General features: G+C 61.2%; 23 protein-coding genes. 17 read left to right on the top strand and 6 right to left on the bottom strand.

All coding sequences use genetic code 11. The annotated features are described in order from the left end of the window. Positions 1–31 precede the first annotated feature (31 nt). From glf to SJY08_RS03690, 3 genes are all read left to right on the top strand, one after another. On the top strand, positions 32–1,189 hold the full coding sequence (gene glf / locus SJY08_RS03700; RefSeq protein WP_377274732.1) for a UDP-galactopyranose mutase: 1,158 nt from the start codon (positions 32–34) through the stop codon (positions 1,187–1,189). A 13-nt stretch (positions 1,190–1,202) separates the two neighbouring features. Next, the gene (gene galE / locus SJY08_RS03695; RefSeq protein ID WP_377274731.1) at positions 1,203–2,192 is read left to right on the top strand and encodes a UDP-glucose 4-epimerase GalE; all 990 of its coding nucleotides are present in this window, start codon (positions 1,203–1,205) and stop codon (positions 2,190–2,192) included. 129 nt (positions 2,193–2,321) lie between these two features. Further along, positions 2,322–3,122 carry an ion transporter gene (locus SJY08_RS03690; RefSeq protein ID WP_377274730.1) on the top strand — a complete coding sequence of 267 codons (801 nt, stop codon included), beginning with the start codon at positions 2,322–2,324 and terminating at the stop codon, positions 3,120–3,122. A gap of 27 nt (positions 3,123–3,149) precedes the next feature. On the opposite strand, the gene SJY08_RS03685 is transcribed toward SJY08_RS03690, so the two are convergent. Continuing rightward, on the bottom strand, positions 3,150–4,772 hold the full coding sequence (locus SJY08_RS03685; RefSeq protein WP_054148401.1) for an ABC-F family ATP-binding cassette domain-containing protein: 1,623 nt from the start codon (positions 4,770–4,772) through the stop codon (positions 3,150–3,152). Positions 4,773–4,942: 170 nt separating this feature from the next. Between SJY08_RS03685 and SJY08_RS03680 the strand changes: the two genes are divergently transcribed. Together SJY08_RS03680 and SJY08_RS03675 are read left to right on the top strand one after the other, a co-directional pair. Next, a complete protein-coding gene (locus SJY08_RS03680) occupies positions 4,943–5,332 on the top strand; it encodes a globin (protein WP_054148532.1) in 390 nt (129 codons plus the stop codon). Positions 5,333–5,337: 5 nt separating this feature from the next. Beyond that, entirely contained in the window at positions 5,338–5,703 is a 366-nt protein-coding gene (locus SJY08_RS03675; protein WP_069043565.1) for a DUF423 domain-containing protein, read from the top strand. A gap of 65 nt (positions 5,704–5,768) precedes the next feature. On the opposite strand, the gene SJY08_RS03670 is transcribed toward SJY08_RS03675, so the two are convergent. Continuing rightward, positions 5,769–6,164 (bottom strand): glyoxalase, encoded by a 396-nt coding sequence (locus SJY08_RS03670; protein WP_054148399.1) that lies wholly within the window; start codon positions 6,162–6,164, stop codon positions 5,769–5,771. Between the two features lie 308 nt (positions 6,165–6,472). Next, entirely contained in the window at positions 6,473–6,868 is a 396-nt protein-coding gene (locus SJY08_RS03665; protein WP_054148397.1) for a DUF2325 domain-containing protein, read from the bottom strand. A 289-nt stretch (positions 6,869–7,157) separates the two neighbouring features. Between SJY08_RS03665 and SJY08_RS03660 the strand changes: the two genes are divergently transcribed. The 3 genes from SJY08_RS03660 to SJY08_RS03650 all read left to right on the top strand — a co-directional run bounded on the left by SJY08_RS03660 (position 7,158) and on the right by SJY08_RS03650 (position 12,721). After that, positions 7,158–8,519 (top strand): NAD(P)-dependent oxidoreductase, encoded by a 1,362-nt coding sequence (locus SJY08_RS03660; protein WP_377274729.1) that lies wholly within the window; start codon positions 7,158–7,160, stop codon positions 8,517–8,519. A gap of 27 nt (positions 8,520–8,546) precedes the next feature. Further along, positions 8,547–9,860, top strand: coding sequence for an NAD-dependent dihydropyrimidine dehydrogenase subunit PreA (preA, locus tag SJY08_RS03655; RefSeq protein ID WP_300889260.1), 1,314 nt, complete (start codon positions 8,547–8,549; stop codon positions 9,858–9,860). A 299-nt stretch (positions 9,861–10,159) separates the two neighbouring features. After that, positions 10,160–12,721: an EAL domain-containing protein gene (locus tag SJY08_RS03650; RefSeq protein WP_377274728.1), complete on the top strand. Its 2,562-nt coding sequence runs from the start codon at positions 10,160–10,162 to the stop codon at positions 12,719–12,721. Between the two features lie 19 nt (positions 12,722–12,740). On the opposite strand, the gene SJY08_RS03645 is transcribed toward SJY08_RS03650, so the two are convergent. Then, the gene (locus SJY08_RS03645; RefSeq protein ID WP_069043561.1) at positions 12,741–13,373 is read right to left on the bottom strand and encodes an exopolysaccharide biosynthesis protein; all 633 of its coding nucleotides are present in this window, start codon (positions 13,371–13,373) and stop codon (positions 12,741–12,743) included. A gap of 139 nt (positions 13,374–13,512) precedes the next feature. On the opposite strand from SJY08_RS03645, the gene SJY08_RS03640 reads away from it, so the two are divergent. Beyond that, a complete protein-coding gene (locus SJY08_RS03640; protein WP_054148392.1) occupies positions 13,513–14,454 on the top strand; it encodes a DMT family transporter in 942 nt (313 codons plus the stop codon). Here SJY08_RS03640 and SJY08_RS03635 read toward each other — a convergent pair. Continuing rightward, complete coding sequence (locus tag SJY08_RS03635; RefSeq protein ID WP_054148391.1) at positions 14,444–15,097, bottom strand: TetR family transcriptional regulator C-terminal domain-containing protein; 654 nt, start codon at positions 15,095–15,097, stop codon at positions 14,444–14,446. The genes SJY08_RS03640 and SJY08_RS03635 overlap by 11 nt on opposite strands. A gap of 285 nt (positions 15,098–15,382) precedes the next feature. Here SJY08_RS03635 and SJY08_RS03630 point away from each other — a divergent pair, with 285 nt between their 5' ends. From SJY08_RS03630 to SJY08_RS03615, 4 genes are all read left to right on the top strand, one after another. Continuing rightward, positions 15,383–16,636 carry a Zn-dependent hydrolase gene (locus SJY08_RS03630; protein WP_377274727.1) on the top strand — a complete coding sequence of 418 codons (1,254 nt, stop codon included), beginning with the start codon at positions 15,383–15,385 and terminating at the stop codon, positions 16,634–16,636. A gap of 218 nt (positions 16,637–16,854) precedes the next feature. Next, positions 16,855–17,274, top strand: coding sequence for an endonuclease domain-containing protein (locus SJY08_RS03625; RefSeq protein ID WP_377274726.1), 420 nt, complete (start codon positions 16,855–16,857; stop codon positions 17,272–17,274). Between the two features lie 337 nt (positions 17,275–17,611). Continuing rightward, positions 17,612–19,069 carry a dihydropyrimidinase gene (gene hydA / locus SJY08_RS03620; protein WP_300889255.1) on the top strand — a complete coding sequence of 486 codons (1,458 nt, stop codon included), beginning with the start codon at positions 17,612–17,614 and terminating at the stop codon, positions 19,067–19,069. A gap of 32 nt (positions 19,070–19,101) precedes the next feature. Continuing rightward, entirely contained in the window at positions 19,102–19,542 is a 441-nt protein-coding gene (locus SJY08_RS03615) for a hypothetical protein (protein ID WP_377274725.1), read from the top strand. 8 nt (positions 19,543–19,550) lie between these two features. On the opposite strand, the gene SJY08_RS03610 is transcribed toward SJY08_RS03615, so the two are convergent. Further along, positions 19,551–19,964: a cupin domain-containing protein gene (locus tag SJY08_RS03610; RefSeq protein WP_069043556.1), complete on the bottom strand. Its 414-nt coding sequence runs from the start codon at positions 19,962–19,964 to the stop codon at positions 19,551–19,553. Between the two features lie 124 nt (positions 19,965–20,088). On the opposite strand from SJY08_RS03610, the gene SJY08_RS03605 reads away from it, so the two are divergent. The 4 genes from SJY08_RS03605 to SJY08_RS03590 are packed head-to-tail and all read left to right on the top strand — an operon-like array spanning position 20,089 to position 22,987. Continuing rightward, positions 20,089–20,877, top strand: a complete 789-nt coding sequence (locus tag SJY08_RS03605) for an ABC transporter ATP-binding protein (protein WP_054148384.1) — start codon at positions 20,089–20,091, stop codon at positions 20,875–20,877. A gap of 24 nt (positions 20,878–20,901) precedes the next feature. Further along, on the top strand, positions 20,902–21,237 hold the full coding sequence (locus SJY08_RS03600) for a hypothetical protein (protein ID WP_377274724.1): 336 nt from the start codon (positions 20,902–20,904) through the stop codon (positions 21,235–21,237). Beyond that, positions 21,237–22,124 carry an ABC transporter permease gene (locus tag SJY08_RS03595; protein WP_377274723.1) on the top strand — a complete coding sequence of 296 codons (888 nt, stop codon included), beginning with the start codon at positions 21,237–21,239 and terminating at the stop codon, positions 22,122–22,124. The genes SJY08_RS03600 and SJY08_RS03595 overlap by 1 nt, the downstream gene beginning before the upstream one ends. Then, entirely contained in the window at positions 22,121–22,987 is an 867-nt protein-coding gene (locus SJY08_RS03590; RefSeq protein WP_377274722.1) for an ABC transporter permease, read from the top strand. The genes SJY08_RS03595 and SJY08_RS03590 overlap by 4 nt, the downstream gene beginning before the upstream one ends. The last annotated feature ends 4 nt before the right edge of the window (positions 22,988–22,991 follow it).

The following is a 22,991-nucleotide window of genomic DNA, read 5'->3' as shown; positions in this document are numbered from 1 at the left end:
CCGCCCCTGAAAATCGAGGAACACCCACCGGATGGCACAGGGTCAGAAAATCGGTATCGTCGGCGCGGGTCTGTCCGGCGCCGTCATCGCACGCGAACTGGCAGAGGCCGGCTTCGAGGTCGAGGTCTTCGACACGCGCCCGCATATCGGCGGCAACTGCCACACAGAGCGTGATGCCGACACCGGTGTCATGGTCCACATCTACGGCCCGCACATCTTCCACACCGATGACGCGGAAGTCTGGGACTACGTGAACAGCTACCAGACCTTCCTGCCCTACAAGAACCGGGTGAAGACCACGAGCCAGGGCCAAGTCTATTCCCTGCCGGTCAACCTGCACACAATCAACCAGTTCTTCGGCAAGACCTTCCGCCCGCAAGAGGCGCGCGACTTCATCGAGGAACAGGCCGACAAGACCATCACCGACCCGCAGACCTTCGAGGAGCAGGCGCTCCGCTTCGTCGGTCGCGACCTCTATGAAGCCTTCTTCAAGGGCTATACCGAAAAGCAGTGGGGTTGCTCGCCGAGCGACCTGCCGGCCTCGATCCTGAAGCGCCTGCCCGTGCGCTTCAACTACGACGACAACTACTTCTTCCACAAATTCCAGGGCATGCCGGAAAACGGCTATACCGACATGATCGAAAAGATCTTCGATCATCCGAAGATCAAGGTGACGCTGGGCCAGCACTTCGATCCCCGCGCGCGCCATGACTACGCGCACCTCTTCTATTCCGGTCCGCTCGACGGCTACTTCGCCTATGAGTTCGGGCGTCTGGGCTATCGCACGCTCGACTTCGAGCGCTTTACATATCAGGGCGACTATCAGGGCTGCGCCGTCATGAACTACGGCGATGCCTCCGTGCCCTATACCCGCATCACCGAGCACAAGCATTTCTCGCCCTGGGAAAGCCACGAGGGATCGGTCTGCTACCGCGAATTCTCGCGCGCCTGCGGCGAAGACGACATCCCCTATTATCCGATCCGTCTCGTCGAGGAGAAGGCGCAGCTCGCGGACTACGTCGCTCGCGCCAATGAAGAGAAGGCCGTGACCTTCGTCGGCCGCCTCGCGACCTATCGCTATCTCGACATGGACGTGACGATCCGCGAAGCGCTCGACACTGCGCGTCTCTTCCTGGCCAAGACGAAGGATGAGGCAGCGATGCCGGCCTTTGTGCATTCCCCACTCTGATCAGAGAATGACCATGACTGCCACACCCATCCTCGTCGTCGGCGGTGCCGGCTATATCGGCTCGCACACATGCCTTGCGCTCTCCGAGCGCGGCTATCTGCCTGTCGTCTATGACAACTTCACCTCAGGCCATCCAGAATTTGTCAAATGGGGTCCTGCCGAACAGGGCGACATCCGAGACAAGGCGCGGCTGAAGGAGGTACTGGCAAAGTACCAGCCGAAGGCCGCCATGCATTTCGCCGGCCTGATCGAGGTCGGCCAGTCCTTCAAGGAGCCGGAACACTTCTACGACGTCAACGTCTCGGGCACGCTCAGCCTTCTGCAATGCTTGAGCGAAGCCGACATCCGCAACTTCGTCTTCTCCTCGACCTGCGCCACCTATGGAGCACCGGAATATCTGCCTCTGGACGAGAAACATGGCCAGAAGCCGATCAACCCCTACGGCCGCACCAAGCATATCGTCGAGCAAGCGCTGGGTGACCTCAACCTCTGCGGACGCATTCGCTCGGTCATGCTGCGCTATTTCAACGCCGCCGGCGCCGACTTCGAAGGCCGCATCGGCGAATGGCATTCGCCTGAAACCCACGCCATCCCGCTCGCAATAGAAACGGCGCTCGGACGCCGCGAATTCTTCTCGATCTTCGGCGAAGACTACGACACCCGCGACGGCACCTGCATCCGTGACTACATCCACGTCAACGATCTTGCCGATGCCCATGTCCGCGCGGTCGATTATCTGCTGAACGGAGGCGAGACGATCGCCATCAACCTCGGCACCGGCAATGGCACGACCGTCAAGGAACTGATCGCATCGATCGAGAAGGTCTCCGGCCGCCCGATGCCCATCAAGCGCACGGAACGCCGCCCTGGCGATCCCCCGGGCCTTGTCGCGAGCAACACGCTTGCCCGCGAGGTGCTCGGCTGGGATCCGAAGCACGGCATTGACGACATCATCCGCTCGGCCTGGACGTGGCACTCGACCTTCAACGGCCATTCCGATTGAGTACGGCTGCCTCGGGATCAAATTCTCCCTAAAAAAGGCGCGTCTAAGGCCAGTGTTGCAGCTTGGAACCCCTTGACGCGCTTTGTTCCTTCCGCTTTTCGTCCTGCAGATTTTGCAGGAACCAAAACCATGGCCGACAGACTAAAAACAATCCTCTCCTCGAGCGCGTGGGAGCGGTTTATCATAGCCGTCATTCTCATCAATTCGGTCACCCTGGGTCTCGAGACGTCACCCACTGTCATGCAGGTCATCGGACCGCTTCTGCATGCACTCGACCGCATCATTCTCGCGATTTTCGTCGTTGAGATCGTGGCCCGTCTCTACGCGTTCCGGCTTGCGTTCTTCCGCGATCCCTGGAGCATTTTCGACTTCGCCATCGTCGTCATTGCACTGATCCCGGCAACCGGCCCCTTCCAGGTGCTGCGCGCCCTGCGCGTGCTGCGTATCCTGCGACTGATCTCTGTCGTGCCCTCGCTGCGGCGGGTGATCGGCGGGCTCATTGCCGCCCTTCCCGGCATGGGCTCGATCATCGTTCTCTTGTTCATGCTGTTCTACGTCTCGGCCGTCATGGCGACCAAGCTCTATGGCGGGACCTTCCCCGATTGGTTCGGCAATCTTGGTGCGTCGACCTATTCGCTCTTCCAGATCATGACGCTCGAAAGCTGGTCCATGGGCATCGTCCGGCCAGTGATGGAAGTCCATCCCTATGCCTGGCTGTTCTTCGTGCCCTTCATCCTGCTCAGCACCTATTCGGTCCTGAACCTCTTCATCGGTGTCATCGTCTCCGCGATGCAGGAGCAGAGCATGGCCGACACTGACGCAGACTTGAAAACCCTGCATGTCGACAATGGCGACTTGCTGCGCGAAATGCAGGCGCTGCGATCCGAGATCGCTGCTCTGCGGGCCGAGAAAACGGCTGCTGGCGCATAAATCGAAGTCGCTATTGGTTGCCGGGCTTCAGCTTCTGAGGCCCGGCGCCTCGTGGCCCGTGCGCTCGACATACTCAGTATAACCGCCCCCATACTGGAACACGCCTTCGGGCGTGATCTCCAGCACGCGGTTCGACAGCGCCGCCAGGAAGTGGCGGTCGTGGCTGACGAAGAGCATGGTGCCTTCGAACTGCGACAATGCCTTGATCAGCATTTCCTTGGTGTCCAGGTCGAGGTGGTTGGTCGGCTCGTCGAGGACGAGCAGGTTCGGCGGATCGAACAGCATCATCGCCATGACGAGCCGCGCCTTTTCACCGCCAGAGAGCACCCGCACGCGCTTGTCGATATCGTCGCCTGAGAAACCGAAGCAGCCGGCAAGCGCCCTGAGCGGTGCCTGACCAGCGCGCGGGAAACTCGTTTCCAGCATTTCGAAGATCGTCATGTCACCGTCGAGCACATCCATCGCATGCTGGGCGAAATAGCCCATCTTGACGCTGGCACCGATCGATACCGTGCCCTCATCCGGCTTGGAATCACCGGCAACGAGCTTGAGAAGTGTCGACTTGCCGGCACCGTTGATGCCCATGATGCACCAGCGCTCGCGGCGGCGGACCATGAAGTCGAAGCCGTCATAGATGACCTTGTCGCCGTAGCGCTTGGAGACGTTCTTGACGCTGACCACGTCTTCACCCGAACGCGGCGCCGGCTGGAATTCGAAGGCGACGACCTGGCGGCGCTTCGGCGGCTCGACACGGTCGATCTTTTCGAGCTTCTTCACCCGGCTCTGCACCTGCGAAGCGTGAGACGCCCGCGCCTTGAAGCGCTCGATGAACTTGATTTCCTTGGCGAGCATCGCCTGCTGGCGCTCGAACTGCGACTGCTGATGCTTCTCGTTCAAGGCACGCTGCCCCTCGTAGAAGACATAGTCGCCGGAATAGCTGTTCAGCTGGCCGGCATCGATCTCGATGATCTTGTTGACGATGCGGTTCATGAACTCGCGGTCATGCGAGGTCATCAGCAGTGCGCCTTCGTAACCTTTAAGGAACTGCTCGAGCCAGATCAGGCTCTCGAGGTCGAGATGGTTCGACGGTTCGTCGAGCAGCATCACGTCGGGGCGCATCAGCAGAATGCGGGCGAGCGCCACGCGCATCTTCCAGCCGCCCGAGAGAGCGCCGACATCGCCGTCCATCATGCTTTCCGAGAAGGAGAGACCGGCCAGCACCTCGCGGGCACGGCCATCCAACGCATAGCCGTCGAGCTCTTCGTAGCGCGCCTGCACTTCGCCGTAGCGCTCAATGATCGCGTCCATCTCGTCCATCCGGTCAGGATCGACCATGGCTGCCTCGAGTTCGCGCAGTTCGGCCGCAACTTCGCTGACCGGTCCTGCCCCGTCCATGACCTCAGCGACAGCCGAGCGGCCGGACATCTCGCCAACATCCTGGCTGAAATAGCCGATTGAGACACCCTTATCGACGGAGACCTGGCCTTCGTCGGGCTGTTCATGCCCGATGATCATACGGAAGAGCGAGGTCTTGCCCGCCCCGTTTGGTCCCACGAGACCGATCTTCTCCCCGCGATTGAGCGCGGCGGAGGCCTCGATAAAGAGGATACGGTGGCTGAGCTGCTTGGAGATGTTTTCGATACGGATCATGGACAAGGGCGCCTGCTGGAAATCGGCGCCCTTATGGCATGTCGAAGCCCCCCTGTCCCCTGCTTTTGTTGCGGGGCGGCATCGCGGCTGCGCCGGATTGCCACGGACCGGGCTCGCCGGTTGCCATGCGGCTGCAGACGGGCGAAAAGACGTCACGCAAGGACGACACCATGAGCGAAGACACAATTACCCTCTACGAAGCGATCGGCGGTGATCAGACCGTAAAGGCGCTGACCCGGCGCTTTTATGAGTTGATGGACACGCTGCCGGAGGCCGCCCATTGCCGGGCGGTACACCCGCCGGACTTGAGCGGCAGCGAAGAGAAGTTTTACGACTATATGACGGGCTACCTTGGCGGTCCGCCCATCTACATGCGAAAGCGCGGCCATCCGATGCTGCGGCGTCGTCATTTCGTCGCCGAGATCGGCCCGTTGGAACGGGACGAATGGCTCCTGTGCTTCCGCCGAGCGCTGGATGAAACAGTCGAGCATCCGAAGCTGCGCGAGATCATCTGGCCGCCCATCGAGAAGCTCGCCTTCCACATGCAGAACAAGGAATAACGGGGATGGCAAGCGTGCAGAGTTACCGCTGGGCGACCGTCGCGGCGGGACTGATCGGAGCCGCCGGTGTCGGGCTTGCCGCGGCCGCCAGCCATGCTGGCGGCGAAGCGCTCCTGCGCCCGGCATCGACGATTTGTCTCGCCCATGCTCCGGCACTCGCAGCACTGTCCATAGCTGGCGACCGGATCAGACTGTCGGCACTGGCAGCGCTCGGCATGATGCTCGGCACAGTGCTGTTTGCTGGCGATCTGGTTGCCCGGCACTTCATTGGAAGCGGACTGTTTCCGATGGCGGCCCCGACGGGCGGGATGACGCTCATTGTGTCATGGCTGCTGCTGAGCGCAGGAGCCCTGCTTCCGGGACGCGACTGACGCCGATCAACCTCTGCAGGACGCGGCCCCGACACCGACGCCTCGACATCACTCTGATGGCAAGTTCAATGGGCCATGCAGGCCGAAACGGTACCGCCGAACATCAGCAGGTTGCCGTGCGGGTCGCGGATGTGAAACCGTAGGCTTTCACCGCACTCTCCCGAGGTGTCCGATGGACGGATCGCCTCGATGCCGCGATCGCAAAAGTCGCGATACATCTCGGTCGGTGCCTCGGACCTGAAGAACACAGAACTGTTCTGGCACTGGAGCGGATCGTCGCTCAGCCAGAAATGCAATTCCATGCCACCACGACGGACCACGAGATAATCGAGACCGTCAAAGCCGACATCCTCGAAACCGAGCGTATCGACATAGAAATTGCGTGTTTCAGAGAAGTTCAGAGAGGGAAGGATAGGCACTGCGTTGAGGATCGTCTTCGCAACAGGTTGCTCAGCGTTCATGCGGAAAGTTCCTCTGCTTCCCACATGAGACTGACGACGAAACGGCTACGATCTGGCGTTGGCGTTTCGCTGCCATCTCGGCGCGGGAAAATCGATAATGAGGGCGGGGGCCCGGTTCAAGGTTGCGTACATGGTAGCAGGTTTGCGTTCATGCAAGCCCGGCAAAGTGACGATTTCGCAATTCGTCACTTCACTTTCCCGAGAGCGTTGCAACATTGCATCGGCGAGCTCCGGTAAAAGCCCCTCGCCGCGCTGACGTGCAAGCTCGTGGAACGAGCTCATGCCACCCTTTTCGGATCCGTCCCTGCTCATGCTTCGGTGTTCCTTTCATTCAGTGTCTGCAACGCGCGCTCGAGACTGGATTTCGAGCCATTTCGCAGCGGAATGAAAGTCTTGCCGAACTTCTTGCAACCGCTCTTCACGCGCAGACACGCATCGTGACTGATACAGTCGATAGGGCAGAAGACGCAGTCGACGGAGGGTAGCACCGTGTCGATGCGCGATACCGCCTCCCGTAAACCCCCATCATGGTGAATTAGTTCCGCACCAAAATTGCTGGCGATCTGACGAAGATGGGCGACCTGGCAATCACGCCCGCCGACGTAAAGAAAGCTGCGGACCTCCGCTTGCGTCTTGGCGGTGGTCGCCGTGCCGGAAACCTCCGCACCCGGCTTCTTTGCAGCCTGCTTTTTCTTCTTCGCCATGACGTCCTGTCTCCTCGAATCCGATCAGAGGCAGCGGTTGCGAGCCTCATGACGACAGGCATACAAAACATGACAAAAAGAGTAAAGTATATAGTTGAAATTTTCAGTCATGTTTTCGCAGAGACAGATCCGACCTGATCAGGGCATGGCGTCCGGGATTGACAGGGATCAACTTCCCTTGATTTTCAGGGGTTCCGCGGCGCCAAGAGCAATTTTTTACCGTTTGATAAAACTTTGATCCTGAGTTACGTTTCTCTGCATCGCTTCGAATATAAAAGAGGGAACTGCGATGCGAAGACTGGAACCAGGCCTCAAGGCCGGGCGGCTTGACGCTGCCGATTATGCAAAGAATTTCTCTGACCTGCATCCCCGCCTCGGCGGCCATGAGGCACTCGTCGCCTCCGACAGATGCTACTTCTGTCACGACGCGCCGTGCATGACGGCCTGTCCCACCGCCATCGATATCCCGATGTTCATCCGGCAGATATCGACTGGCAATCCGCTTGGCGCCGCCAAGACCATTTTCGACCAGAACATTCTCGGCGGCATGTGCGCCCGCGTCTGTCCCACCGAAACGCTCTGCGAGGAAGCCTGTGTGCGCAACACGGCCGAGGAGCGCCCGGTCGAAATCGGCCGCCTGCAACGTTACGCCACCGACATCGCGATCGAAGAAGGCCGCCAGTTCTATTCCCCGGCAGCGTCCTCCGGCCACACGGTGGGCATCGTTGGCGCCGGCCCCGCAGGCCTCGCCGCTGCTCATCGCCTTGCCATGCACGGCCACCAGGTCACCATCTACGAAGCGAAGGAAAAGGCCGGCGGTCTGAACGAATACGGCATCGCGGCCTACAAGACCCCCAACGACTTCGCCCAGAAGGAAGTCGATTACATCCTGTCGCTCGGCAATATCGATGTGCTGGACGGCCAGATGATGGGCCGCGACTTCACCGTCGCCGACCTCCAGGCGAAACATGACGCCGTCTTCCTCGGTGCCGGCCTTGGCAACGTCAACGGGCTGAACATACCCGGCGCCGGGATCAATGGTGTGCTCGACGCCGTCGAGTTCATCGCCAACCTGCGCCAGGCCGACAAGAAGGCCGACGTGCCCGTCGGCCGTGACATCGTCGTCATCGGTGGCGGCATGACCGCAATCGATGCTGCCGTCCAGGCCAAGCTTCTCGGGGCGGAAAACGTCACGATCTGCTACCGCCGCGGCAAGGAGCACATGAACGCCTCGGTGTTCGAGCAGGATCTCGCGACCTCCAAGGGCGTCCACATCCGCCACTGGCTCCAGCCGAAGGAAGTCGCCCACCATGCGGGTCACTGCTCGTCGATCACCTTCGAATACACCCACCTCGAAAACGGCATGATGAAGGGCACCGGCCACACGACCGAAATCAGGGCCGACCAGATCCTCGTCGCAATCGGCCAGAAACTCGATGGCCAGGGTCTGGACGGACTGAAGCTCGAAGGCGGCAAGATCGCCATCGACGCCGAGGGCCGGACATCGATCCCGGGTGTCTGGGCCGGCGGCGACTGTGCCTTCGGTGGCCAGGACCTGACGGTCTCCGCCGTCGCCATGGGCCGCGACGCGGCCGAAAGCATCAACCGCTCTCTCGCCGTCATGACGGCGGGCGCAACCGCAGTCGCATGACGCACCGCTCTCGAGAGGATTTGAAACATGGCTGATCTTCGCAATAACTTCGTCGGCATCAAATCGCCCAACCCCTTCTGGCTGGCCTCGGCGCCGCCGACCGACAAGGCCTACAATGTCGAGCGCGCCTTCAAGGCGGGCTGGGGCGGCGTCGTGTGGAAGACGCTCGGCTCGGAAGGACCACCGGTCGTCAACGTCAACGGCCCGCGCTATGGCGCAATCTGGGGCGCCGACCGCAGGCTTCTGGGCCTCAACAACATCGAACTGATCACCGACCGTCCTCTGCAGGTGAACCTGCAGGAGATGAAACAGGTCAAGATGAACTGGCCGGACCGAGCGCTCGTCGCCTCGATCATGGTCCCTTGCGTCGAGGAAGAGTGGAAGGCGATCCTGCCGCTGGTCGAAGAGACCGGGGCTGATGGCATCGAGCTTAACTTCGGCTGTCCGCACGGCATGTCGGAGCGCGGCATGGGGGCAGCCGTCGGGCAGGTGCCGGAATACATTGAAATGGTCGTGCGCTGGTGCAAGCAATATACCCGCATGCCCGTCATCACCAAGCTGACACCGAATATCGCCGACATCCGCAAGCCGGCCCGCGCCGCCAAAGCCGGCGGCACGGACGCTGTCTCGCTGATCAACACGATCAACTCGATCGTTTCGGTCGATCTCGACAGCTTTGCCCCCTCGCCCACCGTCGGCGGCAAGGGCACCCATGGCGGCTATTGCGGCCCGGCGGTCAAGCCGATCGCGCTCAACATGGTCGCCGAGATCGCCCGTGATCCGGAAACCTATGGTCTGCCGATCTCCGGTATCGGCGGTGTCACCACCTGGCGCGATGCGGCTGAATTCCTGGCACTCGGGGCCGGCAATGTGCAGGTCTGCACCGCTGCCATGACCTATGGCTTCAAGATCGTCCAGGAGATGATCTCAGGGCTCAACGACTGGATGGATGCCAAGGGTCACCAGAGCCTTGACGACATCTGCGGTCGCGCGGTGCCCAACGTTACCGACTGGCAGTATCTCAACCTCAACTACATCGCCAAGGCCCATATCGATCAGGATGCTTGCATCAAATGCGGCCGCTGCCACATCGCCTGCGAGGATACGTCCCACCAGGCGATCACCAGCATGGTCGATGGCGTCAGGAAGTTCGAGGTGATGGAAGACGAATGCGTCGGCTGCAATCTCTGCGTCAACGTCTGTCCCGTCGAAAACTGCATCACCATGGTCGAACTGCCGACCGGCGCCCTCGACCAGCGCACGGGTCGCCCGGTCGATCCAAACTACGCGAACTGGACGACCCATCCGAACAATCCGATGGCTGTGCAGGCGGCAGAATAGTCTCGGTCAAGCAAGTCCGGCCCGCTTGCGGGCCGGATACCTTTCGACAAAAGAAAACACTCGAATTTTCGCCCACACCTTCAGAAATTATTCAGCGCTATACTCCACCATCCAGCCATCGGGACTGACAGCATTTTCGTCAGGCCGGGCCAGCCGGGCAAGGAGACCATGGCGATAAAGAGCAGAATACGGATGGTGGATCGAGCCTGCGATCGCGCCTGCAGATCCTCATTCCGAGCGCCATCGTTCTGGCAGGTGTTGCCGTCTCCGCCTTATATGCCGACCTTCAGCAGCAACGATTGAGCCGCGAGGCGGCCCGCAATGCGGTCGGGGAAAACCTTGGCCTGATCCGCACCAAGCTCGAAGCCAACATCAACGCCAATATCAAGCTTTTGCAGGGCATGGTCGCGGTGATCGGGACCGAGCCCTATGTCACGCAGAAGCGTTTCGAGGCGTTGGCATCAAGCCTCCTGTCGACGCCCTCCCAGATCGGCAACATCGTTGCAGCACCCAATCTCATCACGAGTTTCGTCCACCCCTACGAGGACAACAAGTCCTTCATCGGGAACTGGATACTCCCGCCACCGAATGGCGAGGAAGCGGTGCGCCAGTTGCGCGAAGAGGGCAAGACAATCATCAGCGGCCCGTTGCCGCTCAAGAATGGCGCCATGGGCCTGATCATCACGCTGCCCGTGGAGATGACCAATGACGACGGCAAGCGGGTCTTTTGGGGTGGCTTGGCGGGGGTCGTCGATGTCACGAGGCTCTATGACGACAGCGGCCTGCGAGCCCCGGATTCGCCGCTCGCCATCACCATTACCGACGACAGTCAACAGACGGGAAACCAGGCCGTGATCTACGGCGACAGTCACGTCCTGACCGACGACCCGGTCACCATGATTGTGGATCTCGGCAACGAGAAATGGTCCATTTCGGCGGTGCCCAAGGGTGGCTGGCACGCGATGAGCCGCCCCGACGTCCTGATCCGCAGCATGATCGCCGCCATGTCCGCGCTGATCGCCGGAAGCGTCATCTGGGTCGCCGGGCTGATGCGGGAGCGGCAGCGTAACTATGCGGCTCTCCGGCAACGCGAGGAAGAGCTTCGCGCCATGTCGTATCGTCTTGGCGTCGCACTCGAATCCTCCCGCATTGGCGTCTGGGAGATGGATGTCGGCAGCGATCACCTCATCTGGGACGAACGACTCTATAATCTCTACGGACTGACACCTGACACACCGATTACCGGCGAAACCTGGCGGTCAATGGTCGATCCCGAAGATGTCGATGCCATCGAGGAGGGCATGCGGCAAGCCATCGAAAACCAATCCTCCTATACGGGCCGCTTCCGGGTGATCCGCCCGGATGGGAAAATCGTGCATTTCCGCACGGTCGGCACTGCCTTCGGCGACCAGAAAAACAAGATGCTCTTGCTCGGCGTCAACTGGGATGTCAGCGCTGACGTGCTTCTGCAGGAAGAACTCAGCCAAGCACAGCGCGAGACGGCACAGCGCAACGAGGAGCTGGAAACCGCACGGCAGCGCATGGAGTACAATTCGCTGCACGATGCGCTGACCGGCCTGCCCAATCGCCGCTATCTGGACCAGCGCCTCGAGGCACTGGCTGCAGCCCCCGATCGGCCCGAGGCAAGGCTGACCGTACTCCACATGGATCTGGACCGCTTCAAGGAAATCAACGACACGCTTGGCCATGGTGCCGGCGACGCCATTCTTCGCCATGTCGCGCAGGAACTGCAGAGCATGGTCGGTGAATGCGATTTCGTCGCCCGGATCGGCGGCGATGAATTCGTCATCGTCTGCCAGGGCTGCGATATCTCCGAAGGCTACGAGGCCATGGGCTCGAACCTGATCTCGGCCGTCAACCGGCCCATCGTCTACAACGGACACGAATGCCGTGTCGGCGCATCGATCGGTATCGCCGACAGAATCGAGCCCGAACTGACCGCCGAACAGCTCCTCGTCAATGCGGACATCGCCCTCTACGAGGCAAAACGCCGTGGCCGAAACCGCGTCGAGCGTTTCAACGACCAGCTGCGCGCTCGCACGATCAACATCAAGCGCACCGCCGACGCCATTCTTCGATCTTTGGGCGACGACGATTTCATCGCCTGGTATCAGCCGCAATTCGATGCCCGAACGCTTGCGATCAACGGTGTGGAGGCGCTCGCGCGCTGGCACCATCCGCAAAAGGGCATCCTCGCACCCAACGCATTCCTCGAAACGGCCGAAAACCTGAATGTCGTGTCCCAGATCGACGCGAGCATTCTCGATCAGGCACTCGAGCAACTGGCTCGCTGGAAGACCGAGGGTCTCGGCATCGAGCATGTCTCAGTCAACATTTCTGCCCAGAGGTTGTTCGAGGACAAGCTGCTCGACCACCTGGCCAAGCTCGACTTCAAGCCGGGCAGCCTTTCATTCGAGTTGCTGGAATCGATTTCCTTCGACGACAAGGCTGATGCCGTAGCGGAAAGCCTCGAGCGCATCCGCACTCAGGGCATTGCCATCGAAATCGACGATTTCGGCACCGGTTACGCCTCGATCCTCTCGCTGATCAAGCTCTCGCCGAGCCGCTTGAAGATCGATCGGCAACTGGTGGCCCCGATCGTCACAAGCCCTGCTCAGCGCAAGCTGATCAGCTCGATCGTCGATATCGGCCGCTCCTACGGGATCGGCATCGTCGCAGAGGGCGTGGAAACCATGGAGCATGCGGCGATCCTGCGCGATCTCGGTTGCCAGACGCTGCAGGGCTACGCGCTGGCGCGGCCGATGAGCCCGGACAATTTCATCGATTTTGCAAGGAAACATGCCTTGCAGCGCGAAGACCTGCTGCGGCGGAGCGCCTGAACCGCGCTTCGGAGATGGATCAGCTGAGCAGGCTCTGGCCAGCGGCGAACCCGGCATAGGCCAGCGCCGAGAAATAGACGAGCGTCAGCAGCACCATCAGGTGTCCCATCGCAACGACCATGCCGTCCCTTTGGGAAATACCGGTCGACAGAAGCAGGATCGCCACACCGGGCAGCGTGTTCGAGAACGGAATGAAGCCAAGCGGCATCATCAAGAGCACGCCGGCGGCCGTCAGAACGACACCGTTGATACGGTTGACCAGCGCCCCGTGCGTCAGGCCCAGCAAGCGGGGACGGACATAACGGTCGACCTTTCTCAGGATCTTGAGACCTCGTTCCAGAACCGGGACAAGGCGCGCCCGTTCGAGCTTGCGGTCGGCCACCTTCTCCGGCAACCACGGAAAGCGGTTGAAGGTGATCGCAATCCCGATCAGCACGATGCCGGCACCGAAGACGGTAGAGACACCCGGAATCGAAACCGGCACCAGGAAGGGTAGAGACAACAGGCCGCAAAGCAGCAGTAGCCCGCTTTCACCCATCTTCTGAAGGATCTGTCGCAGCGTTACGTGATCCTCATCCATCGAGTCGATCACATCCTGCAGCACCGCACTTGTGCTCTTGTCGGTATCACTGAAGCCGATCGTCGTTGTCATCAGGTCCGCTTTCGATTAACTGCCGGAAGAATGTCCTCGGACGACGCAGTGACGCGCGTCCCGGATCGCAGATGAATGAGAAAGCCGGTCGGGTCAAGTGACGCGAACGGAGAGACCAGTTCCGGTCGAAAGACATGCCATGACAGAGCAAGCGTCAACAGCAGACAGGCCCGTCAATCAGCATACGGTGCATGCCAAGGGTCGTGAAAAGCTGAAGGCGCATGCGGCAATGCTGCTCTTTGCTGCCCTGATCGCCGGCTCCTTCTCCTTTGGCGGCATGGCGGCACAGCACATGGATGCCGGCCCACTGACACTGTGGCGCTACCTGATGACCGTGGTCGTGATGGGTGTCCTGACCTTCGGCATCCTGCGCGTTCCTTTCCGGGCTCCCCAGCGGATCTGGCGCTTTGCCCTGCTCGGCGGGCTGATCGCCGTCTACATGCTGACCATGTTCGTGGCGTTGGAATTCACCAGCCCTGTGCAGACGGGCGCCGTCTTCACCCTGATGCCATTGATCAGCGCCGGCTTTGCGCTCGTCTTCATCGGGCAGAAAACCCGCCCGGATGTGTTCATTGCACTCGTGATTGCAGCCCTTGGCGCAATTTGGGTCATCTTCCGCGCCGACATCCAGGCGATCCTCTCCTTCGACGTTGGGCGTGGGGAACTGATCTATTTCATTGGCGTCATCTGCCACGGCGCCTACGTGCCGCTGATCCGCAAGTTCAATCAGGGAGACAACCCGGTCGCCTTCGGTTTCTGGGTTGTGGTCTTCACCATCCCCTGGCTCCTGCCGACCGGCGCTGTCCCGCTCGCGATCACGGATTTTGCGAGCCTACCACCCATGGTCTGGGCGACGATCGCCTATCTCTCGATCGTGACGACAGCACTCACCTTCATGTTGCTGCAATACGCCTCGATGCGCCTGCCAGCACCCAAGGTGCTGGGCTACGGCTATCTGACGCCGACCTTCATCATCCTCCTGGAAGGCATGCTCGGCCACGGCTGGGCAAGCCCGGCCGTTTTTCTCGGTGCGCTCGTCACGGCCGCCGGTCTTCTGGTGATGGGTCTGCTCAGGGACTGACGACCGGCTTCACAATCAGGCCATGCACGAAAAGACCTTCGAGGAAGGACGCGGCCGCCTCGAAGCGATCCTCGCCTTCTCGGCTCGCCCCCAGCACGGAACGGACCTGGACGTCGAAGTCGGCATAGTGCTGTGTGGTCGACCAGATCGAGAAGATCATGTGATGCGGGTCGCATTCCCGGATCTTGGCCGCAGCGATCCAGGCCCTGATGACCTCGGCCTTCTCGTCCACAAGCTCCTTTAGCGGTCCTTCGAGCACGCCGGCGATATGCGGCGCACCCTGCAGGATCTCGTTGGCAAACAGCCGGCTTTCGCGCGGAAACTCCCGCGCCATCTCCAGCTTGCGGCGTATGTAGGACCTGATCTCGTGTTCGGGATCGCCGTCCGCGTCGAAGGCCTGCAGTGGCTCCAGCCAGTTCTCCAGCACTCGGTCGATCAAGGCCCGGTGCATGGCTTCCTTGGTGCGGAAATAGTAGAGCAGATTGGGCTTCGACATGCCCGCGACCTCGGCGATCTGGTCGATCGTCGAGCCATGGAATCCCCGCTGCGAGAACACCTCCAGCGCCGCCTCCAGGATGAGCTCCTCCTTCTCCTCCTGGATCCGCGTCCGCCTCTGGGTTTGCGCCGCTCTCGGTATTGCCATCTTAGAGTTGTTCCCCGCCTAAGATACTGAACTCACTCAGCAATATTGAAGCCCAAAATCTGGGCATCTGCTTGAATTTTTGTCGCAGAATTTTGCCGATTTCGTCTTGAGTGCCGTGATGGAAGTTGTAATGTTTTACCAGTCGGTCAAATTATTGGACAGATGTCAAATAAAGGCAACTGCCGATACGACAGCGGAAAAAACAACACAAGCCGCTGCTGCTGACCCGGGGAACATGGGAATCGGGCGGAAGATCCGGTTCTGACAAACAGGTGAGGATCTGCAATGACGGCGCAACCCGGCAACAACCTTCGCGTGAACGGCGATCGTATGTGGGACATGCTCATGGAGATGGCGAAGATCGGCCCCGGCATTGCCGGCGGCAACAATCGCCAGACCCTGACGGACGAGGACGCGGAAGGCCGCCGCCTCTTTCAGCGCTGGTGCGAGGACGCTGGCCTCACCATGGGCGTCGATACCATGGGCAACATGTTCATGACCCGCCCCGGCACCGACGCCGACGCCCTGCCCGTTTATATCGGCAGCCATCTCGACACCCAGCCGACCGGCGGCAAGTATGACGGCGTGCTCGGCGTCCTCGCCGGTCTGGAAGTGATCAGGTCGATTAACGACCTCAACATCAAGACGAAGCACCCCATCGTCGTTACCAACTGGACGAACGAGGAAGGCGCCCGCTTTGCGCCAGCCATGCTCGCCTCCGGCGTCTTCGCCGGCGTTCTCACCCAGGATTACGCCTATGCCCGCAAGGACATGGACGGCAAGACCTTCGGCGACGAGCTGAAGCGCATCGGCTGGCTGGGCGACGAAGTGGTCGGCGCCAGAAAGATGCACGCCTATTTCGAATACCATATCGAACAGGGTCCCATCCTCGAAGCAGAGGACAAGCAGATCGGCGTCGTCACCCACTGTCAGGGCCTGTGGTGGCTGGAATTTACCCTGACCGGCCGCGAAGCCCATACCGGCTCCACACCGATGAACCTGCGCGTCAATGCCGGCCTTGCCATGGCCCGGATCATGGAGATGGTCCAGAACGTCGCGATGAGTGAACAGCCCGGTGCCGTCGGCGGTGTCGGCCAGGTGAAGTTCTCGCCCAATTCCCGCAACGTCCTGCCCGGCACCGTCGTCTTCACCGTAGACATTCGCACGCCCAGCCAGGAGAAGCTCGACCGCATGCGCGCGACGATCGAGGCCAAGGCCGCCGAGATCTGCGCGGCGCTGGGCGTCGGCTGCGCGGTCGAGGCCGTCGGCCATTTCGATCCGGTGACCTTCGATCCGAAACTCGTCGCCTCCGTCCGTAAGGCGGCGGAAGACTTGGGCTATAGCCACATGAACATCATCTCCGGCGCCGGCCACGACGCCTGCTGGGCCGCCAAGGTCGCGCCCTCGACCATGATCATGTGCCCTTGCGTCGGCGGCTTGAGCCACAATGAGGCGGAGGAGATTTCCAAGGAATGGGCAAGTGCTGGCTGCGACGTGCTGCTCAGGGCGGTTCTGGAGACGGCGGAGATTGTCGGGTGATGATGCCCTCGCTCCGCGCCCCCTCATCCGGCCCTTCGTGCCACCGCCTCCCCGCTGGGGAGAAGAGGGAGCGCGTTGTGATGTCTGAGGTGACCATTGACCTTAAGCCCCGCTGGATCGCATCATGGAATGGATGGAGCGCACGACGCCAGCGTCACCTCTTCTCCCCAGCGGGGAGAAGGTGGCGCTTAGCGCCGGATGAGGGGGGCCGAACGGCCATGACACACCCGCAAGATCCGACAAAACGGCTGCCCGACAGGACCAGCAAAGCACGCGAACTGAGAGCCAACGATACCGAAGCCGAATACCGTCTCTGGGGAGACATCCGCAATCGTCAGCTGAATGGTTACAAGTTCAGCCGACAGATCCCGCTTGGACCCTACATCGTCGATTTTGTCTGCCGCGAGCGACGGCTTGTGGTCGAGCTCGACGGCAGCCAGCATGCGGAGAACGAACGCGACGAACGGCGAACCGAATGGCTGAACGGACAGGGTTACTCTGTCCTCCGGTTTTGGAACGCCGAGGTCCTGCAGGAGCGCAACGCCGTCCTCGATACAATTCTCGCAGTTCTGCAGGGCCAGATCGTCGAGCGCTGCGACGCGATCCGTTTTTCGCCAGCGATAAGGGCAGACCGGTGACCGTCATGCTATTTCAGCCTTCGCTTCGCGCCCCCTCATCCGGTCCTTCGGACCACCTTCTCCCCGCTGGGGAGAAGAGGGAGCGCGCGGTGGCCTCGTCGGACCCCAGTATTCGCTCACGTCGCCGCAGCGTCCGAACAGAAGATCGGGGCGCACGACGTCAGCGTAACCTCTTCTCCCCAGAGGGGAGAAGGTGGCGCGTAGCGCCGGATGAGGGGGCGCCGCAGGCGAAGGCACAAACGCGGGAACTATCGGCAAGCGACAAGCCCGACATGCTGAGAGGACAAACGCGAACCAACCGCGCAACCATCAAGAACACGACACGGGGAGAGAGCAAATGACCACCACAGTCATCAAGGGCGGCACGATCGTCACCGCCGATCTGACCTATAAGGCCGACGTCAAGATCGAGGGGGGCGTGATCGTCGAGATCGGGCCAAACCTCTCCGGGGACACCGTGCTGGATGCGGCCGGCTGTTATGTGATGCCCGGCGGCATCGACCCGCACGTGCATCTGGAAATGCCCTTCATGGGCACCTACTCGGCGGATGATTTCGAAAGCGGCACGCGCGCCGGCCTCTCCGGCGGCACGACCATGGTCGTCGATTTCTGTCTGCCGGGCCCGGATCAGTCGCTGCTCGAAGCGCTCCAGATGTGGGACAACAAGACCTCGCGCGCCACGGCTGACTATTCTTTCCACATGGCGATCACCGGCTGGAACGAACGTATCTTCGACGAGATGAAAACGGTCGTCCAGGATCGCGGCATCAACACCTTCAAGCACTTCATGGCCTACAAGGGCGCACTGATGGTGAATGACGACGAGATGTTCGCCTCCTTCCAGCGCTGCGCCGAGCTTGGCGCCCTGCCGATGGTGCATGCCGAAAACGGCGACGTCGTCGCCTCGATGACCGCAAAGTTGCTGGCCGAAGGCAATAACGGTCCTGAGGCCCATGCCTATTCTCGTCCGCCTGAGGTCGAGGGCGAGGCCACCAACCGCGCGATTATGCTGGCCGACATGGCCGGTGTTCCCCTTTATGTCGTGCACACGTCATGCGAACAGGCGCATGAGGCCATCCGCCGCGCCCGGCAAAAGGGCATGCGCGTCTATGGCGAGCCGCTGATCCAGCACCTGACGCTCGACGAAAGCGAATACTTCAACAAGGACTGGGACCACGCCGCCCGCCGCGTCATGTCGCCCCCCTTCCGTAACAAGCAGCATCAGGATTCCCTCTGGGCAGGCCTGCAGTCCGGTTCGCTCTCGGTTGTCGCCACCGACCACTGCGCCTTTACCAGCGAACAGAAGCGCTTCGGCGTCGGCAACTTCGCCAAGATCCCGAACGGCACCGGGGGTCTCGAAGACCGCATGCCGATGCTCTGGACCTATGGTGTTGCGACCGGTCGCCTGACGATGAACGAATTCGTCGCAGTCACCTCGACCAACATTGCCAAGATCCTCAACATCTACCCGAAGAAGGGCGCCGTCCTTGTCGGCGCCGATGCCGACCTCGTGGTCTGGGATCCCAAGCGCTCCAAAACCATCTCCGCCAAGACCCAGCAGTCCTCGATCGATTACAATGTCTTCGAGGGCAAGACCGTCACTGGCCTGCCGCGCTACACGCTGACCCGCGGTTATGTCGCGATCGAGGAAAATGCAGTGAAGACCCGCGAGGGCCACGGAAAGTTCGTCAAGCGCGAGCCCTTCCCCGCCGTATCCAAGGCACTGTCGACCTGGAAGGAACTCGTGGCGCCGCGCAAGGTGGAACGCACGGGCATTCCGGCGACGGGGGTGTGAGGGTGAGGGTGAGGCCAGCAAACAGGACATGGTTGCTTAAGACTGCCCGCTTCGGCGCAGGCTATGCAGCCGCCGTGTTTCTCGGCGTCATGGGCATCTGGGCAACATTTGAAGTGACAGATGCGTTCACTTACGGCCGCCTGCCGCGCTTCATGCTCTTTCCGGGTTCGATACTGCCGGTCCTTAGGCTGACCCTGGAGATCCTGCCGGTTGCCTTGTTGCTGGCTGCCCCCTTCACCTTGCTGGCGACCTGGGTGCTGCTGCGAATGCGTTGGAACCGCTGGTGGCATTTCGCCATCGCGGGTGCCGCCTGCCCCCTCTCCGGCATCGCCCTTTTGCAACTGGCAACCTGGGGCCGCTTCTTCAATCAGAACGAGGCATCAATGGCGATGTCGCTCGCTCCGACAGGCATGATCTGCGCGATCATCTACAGGTGGATCGCCCGGCCCCAGGCAGAAGGTCTGGCCAGATGAACCCTACGCTACACCTCGACCAAGCCATCCAGCTCCGGCAGCAGCACGACGCTTTCCTGCTCGTTCGGGTCGGTGCGCGCAATGATCGCCGTGCAGGGCGCGTTCGACAGGTTCGCCGGCAGATGCGGCACGCCGGCCGGAATGTAAAACAGCTCGCCTGCGTGAACCACGACATGGTTCTCCAGCCGGTCGCCATACCAGGTATGCGCCTGACCGGACAGCATATAGATCGCCGTCTCGTGGCTCTCGTGCAGATGCGCCTTGGCGCGCGCGCCGGGCGGCATGGTCAGCACATGCATGCAGATGCCCTTGGCGCCGACCGTCTCGGCGGCAATGCCCTCGAAATAACTCAGTCCCTGCTTGCCCTCATAGGTATGGCCGGGCTTCACGATCCGGCAGGTGGGCTTTGCTGATGTGTCCATGGTCTGATCCTAATCCCTTCTGCGGCGAGGCCGCCCCTCCTTCTCCGCTGCTCCCGAGCGGCCGCATGTCAAAAGAATGCAAGAGGCAGGCTGCCTTTGCAACAAACCCGATTGGTCCTAGCGCATGAATGCACCCTACTCCGTTGTCTCGGCCAGGAACCTGAGCCTCACCTTCGAGACCAATGACGGCCCCGTCCACGCCCTGTCGAATGTCGATCTCGAGGTGAAGAAGGGCGATTTCGTCTCCTTCATCGGCCCCTCCGGCTGCGGCAAGACCACCTTCCTGCGCGTCATCGCCGATCTCGAAAAGCACACCGCCGGCGAGATCACGGTCAATGGCATGACACCGGAAGAAGCACGCAAGGCGCGCTCCTACGGCTATGTCTTCCAGGCAGCGGCCCTCTATCCCTGGCGCACGATCGAAAACAACATCGCGCTCCCGCTCGAAATCATGGGCTACAGTGCGGCAGAAAAGAAGAAGCGCATCGAACAGACGCTGGAACTGGTCAACCTCTCGGGCTTTGCCAAGAAATATCCCTGGCAGCTGTCAGGCGGGATGCAGCAGCGTGCCTCGATCGCCCGCGCGCTCGCCTTCGACGCCGACCTTCTGCTGATGGACGAACCCTTTGGCGCGCTCGACGAAATCGTCCGCGACCACCTGAACTCCGAGCTCCTGAAGCTCTGGGACCGCACCAACAAGACGATATGCTTCGTCACCCATTCGATCCCCGAGGCCGTCTACCTCTCGACCAAGATCGTCGTCATGAGCCCGCGGCCTGGCCGGGTTACCGATATCATCGAGTCGACGTTGCCCAAGGAACGGCCGCTCGACATCCGCGAGACCCCGGAGTTTCTCGAGATCGCGCACCGGGTGCGCGAGGGCCTGAAGGCGGGGCACAGCTATGAGGAATAGTTCCGTGATTAAGGGGAACACCCCATGAACCCCACCCTCCTCCTCTGGCTCGGTGCTGCTATGGCGACCTTCCTGGGTGCCGCCACCGTCAGCCGCGCCTATGTCGACAACGGCAAGCTCTGGGTACTCGTGGCCTCTCTCGCCCTCTACAGCGTCGGCAATCTGATGATGGTGAAACTAATGCGTGAGGGTGGCCTTGGCCTTGCCATCTCCGCGTCCGCCGTGGCCCAGCTGGTACTCATCAATGTCATCGCCTTTCTCGTCTTCGGTGAACGGCTGAGCGCAGTTCAGATGGCGGGAGTTGCGCTCGGTGTCGTCTCCATGGCCCTGATGCTCTTTCCTGCAAAAGGAGGCGCCTGATGACCTCGGCTCCTTCCGCCTTCCGAGATCGAATCCTGCCGGTCCTGACGGTCCTCCTGGCGATCCTCGTGATCTGGCATGTCTTCGTCGTCTATCTGAACGCGCCCTTCGTGCGCGACCAGGCGGCACGTGCCGGCGAGACGATAACCTTCTCCCAGATCGTCGAGCGAACCTTCGCCCAGGAGCGCCCGGTCCTGCCGGCTCCGCACCAGATCGTCGCCGAACTCTGGGATACGGTGTTCAACAAGGCCGTCACCTCCAAGCGCAGCCTCGTTTACCACGCCTGGATCACGCTTTCGGCGACGCTTGCCGGCTTTGCCATGGGCACCGTGCTTGGAATCGTACTTGCCATCGCCATCGTTCATAACAGGGCTATGGACAAGTCGCTGATGCCCTGGGTCATCGCCTCCCAGACGATCCCGATCCTCGCCATTGCGCCGATGATTATCGTCGTTCTGAATTCCATCGGCATCTCAGGCCTCATGCCCAAGGCGCTGATTTCCACCTATCTTTCCTTCTTCCCGATCGTCGTCGGCATGGTGAAGGGCCTGCGCAGTCCGGACATCCTGCTCCTCGACCTGATGCACACCTATAGTGCCAGCCAGTCTCAGACCTTCTGGAAGCTCCGCTGGCCGGCGTCGATGCCCTACCTCTTCACCTCGCTGAAGGTGGCAATCGCCATTTCGCTGGTCGGAGCCATCGTCGGTGAGCTGCCGACAGGTGCCGTCGCCGGTCTCGGTGCCCGACTGCTGTCTGGTTCCTATTACGGCCAGACCATCCAGATCTGGGCAGCGCTCTTCATGGCGGCGGGGCTCGCGGCCCTGCTCGTCTCGATCGTCGGCATGGCCCACGCACGGGTGCTGGCACGCATGGGGGTCAAGCCATGAACGGTTATCTCGTCTTCGCTATCCTCTTCTGGCTCTGTGCCTGGGGTCTCAACGAGTGGCTTGTCCGCCGCCGTCCAAAGGACCAGACGACGAAACGCGCGATCGGTCTCGCCGTACCCCTGATCTTCGGCGTGACCCTGCTGGTCATCTGGGAATGCATGGTGCGCGGCTTCGAGATCCCCTCGATCCTGCTCCCAGCCCCCTCGATGATCTGGGCCCGTATCCTCACCTCCACCCATATCCTCTGGGCGGATTTCCAGCAGACCTTCCTGAAATCGGTGATAACAGGTTATGTCGCCGGCTGCGGCCTCGGCTTCCTCGTCGCGATCCTGATCGACCGCTCGCCCTTCCTGCAGAAGGGGCTGCTACCGATCGGCAATTTCGTGTCCGCACTCCCGGTTGTCGGCATCGCCCCGATCATGGTCATGTGGTTCGGCTTCGACTGGCAGTCCAAGGTCGCGGTCGTCGTCATCATGACCTTCTTCCCGATGCTGGTGAACACCGTGCAGGGACTGGCCGCCGCCAGCCATATGGAGCGCGACCTGATGCACACCTATGCCGCCTCCTGGTGGCAGACGCTGGTGCGGCTTAGGCTTCCCGCCGCCTGGCCTTTCATCTTCAATGCGCTGAAGATCAATTCCACCCTCGCGCTGATCGGTGCGATCGTGGCAGAATTCTTCGGCACCCCGATTGTCGGCATGGGCTTCCGTATCTCGACAGAGGTCGGACGCTCGAATGTCGACATGGTCTGGGCCGAGATTGCGGTTGCCGCACTCGCCGGCTCGGTCTTCTACGGATTGGTGGCACTGGCAGAACGCCGGGTCACCTTCTGGCATCCGTCCGTCCGTGGTGGGCGGTCGTGAACTG

This window comes from Rhizobium sp. R86522 (assembly GCF_042466255.1).
In the GTDB taxonomy this organism is placed as follows: Bacteria; Pseudomonadota; Alphaproteobacteria; order Rhizobiales; family Rhizobiaceae; genus Allorhizobium.
Note: the sequence above shows the minus strand (reverse complement) of the source record. Positions and strands in the feature narration are given on the sequence as shown.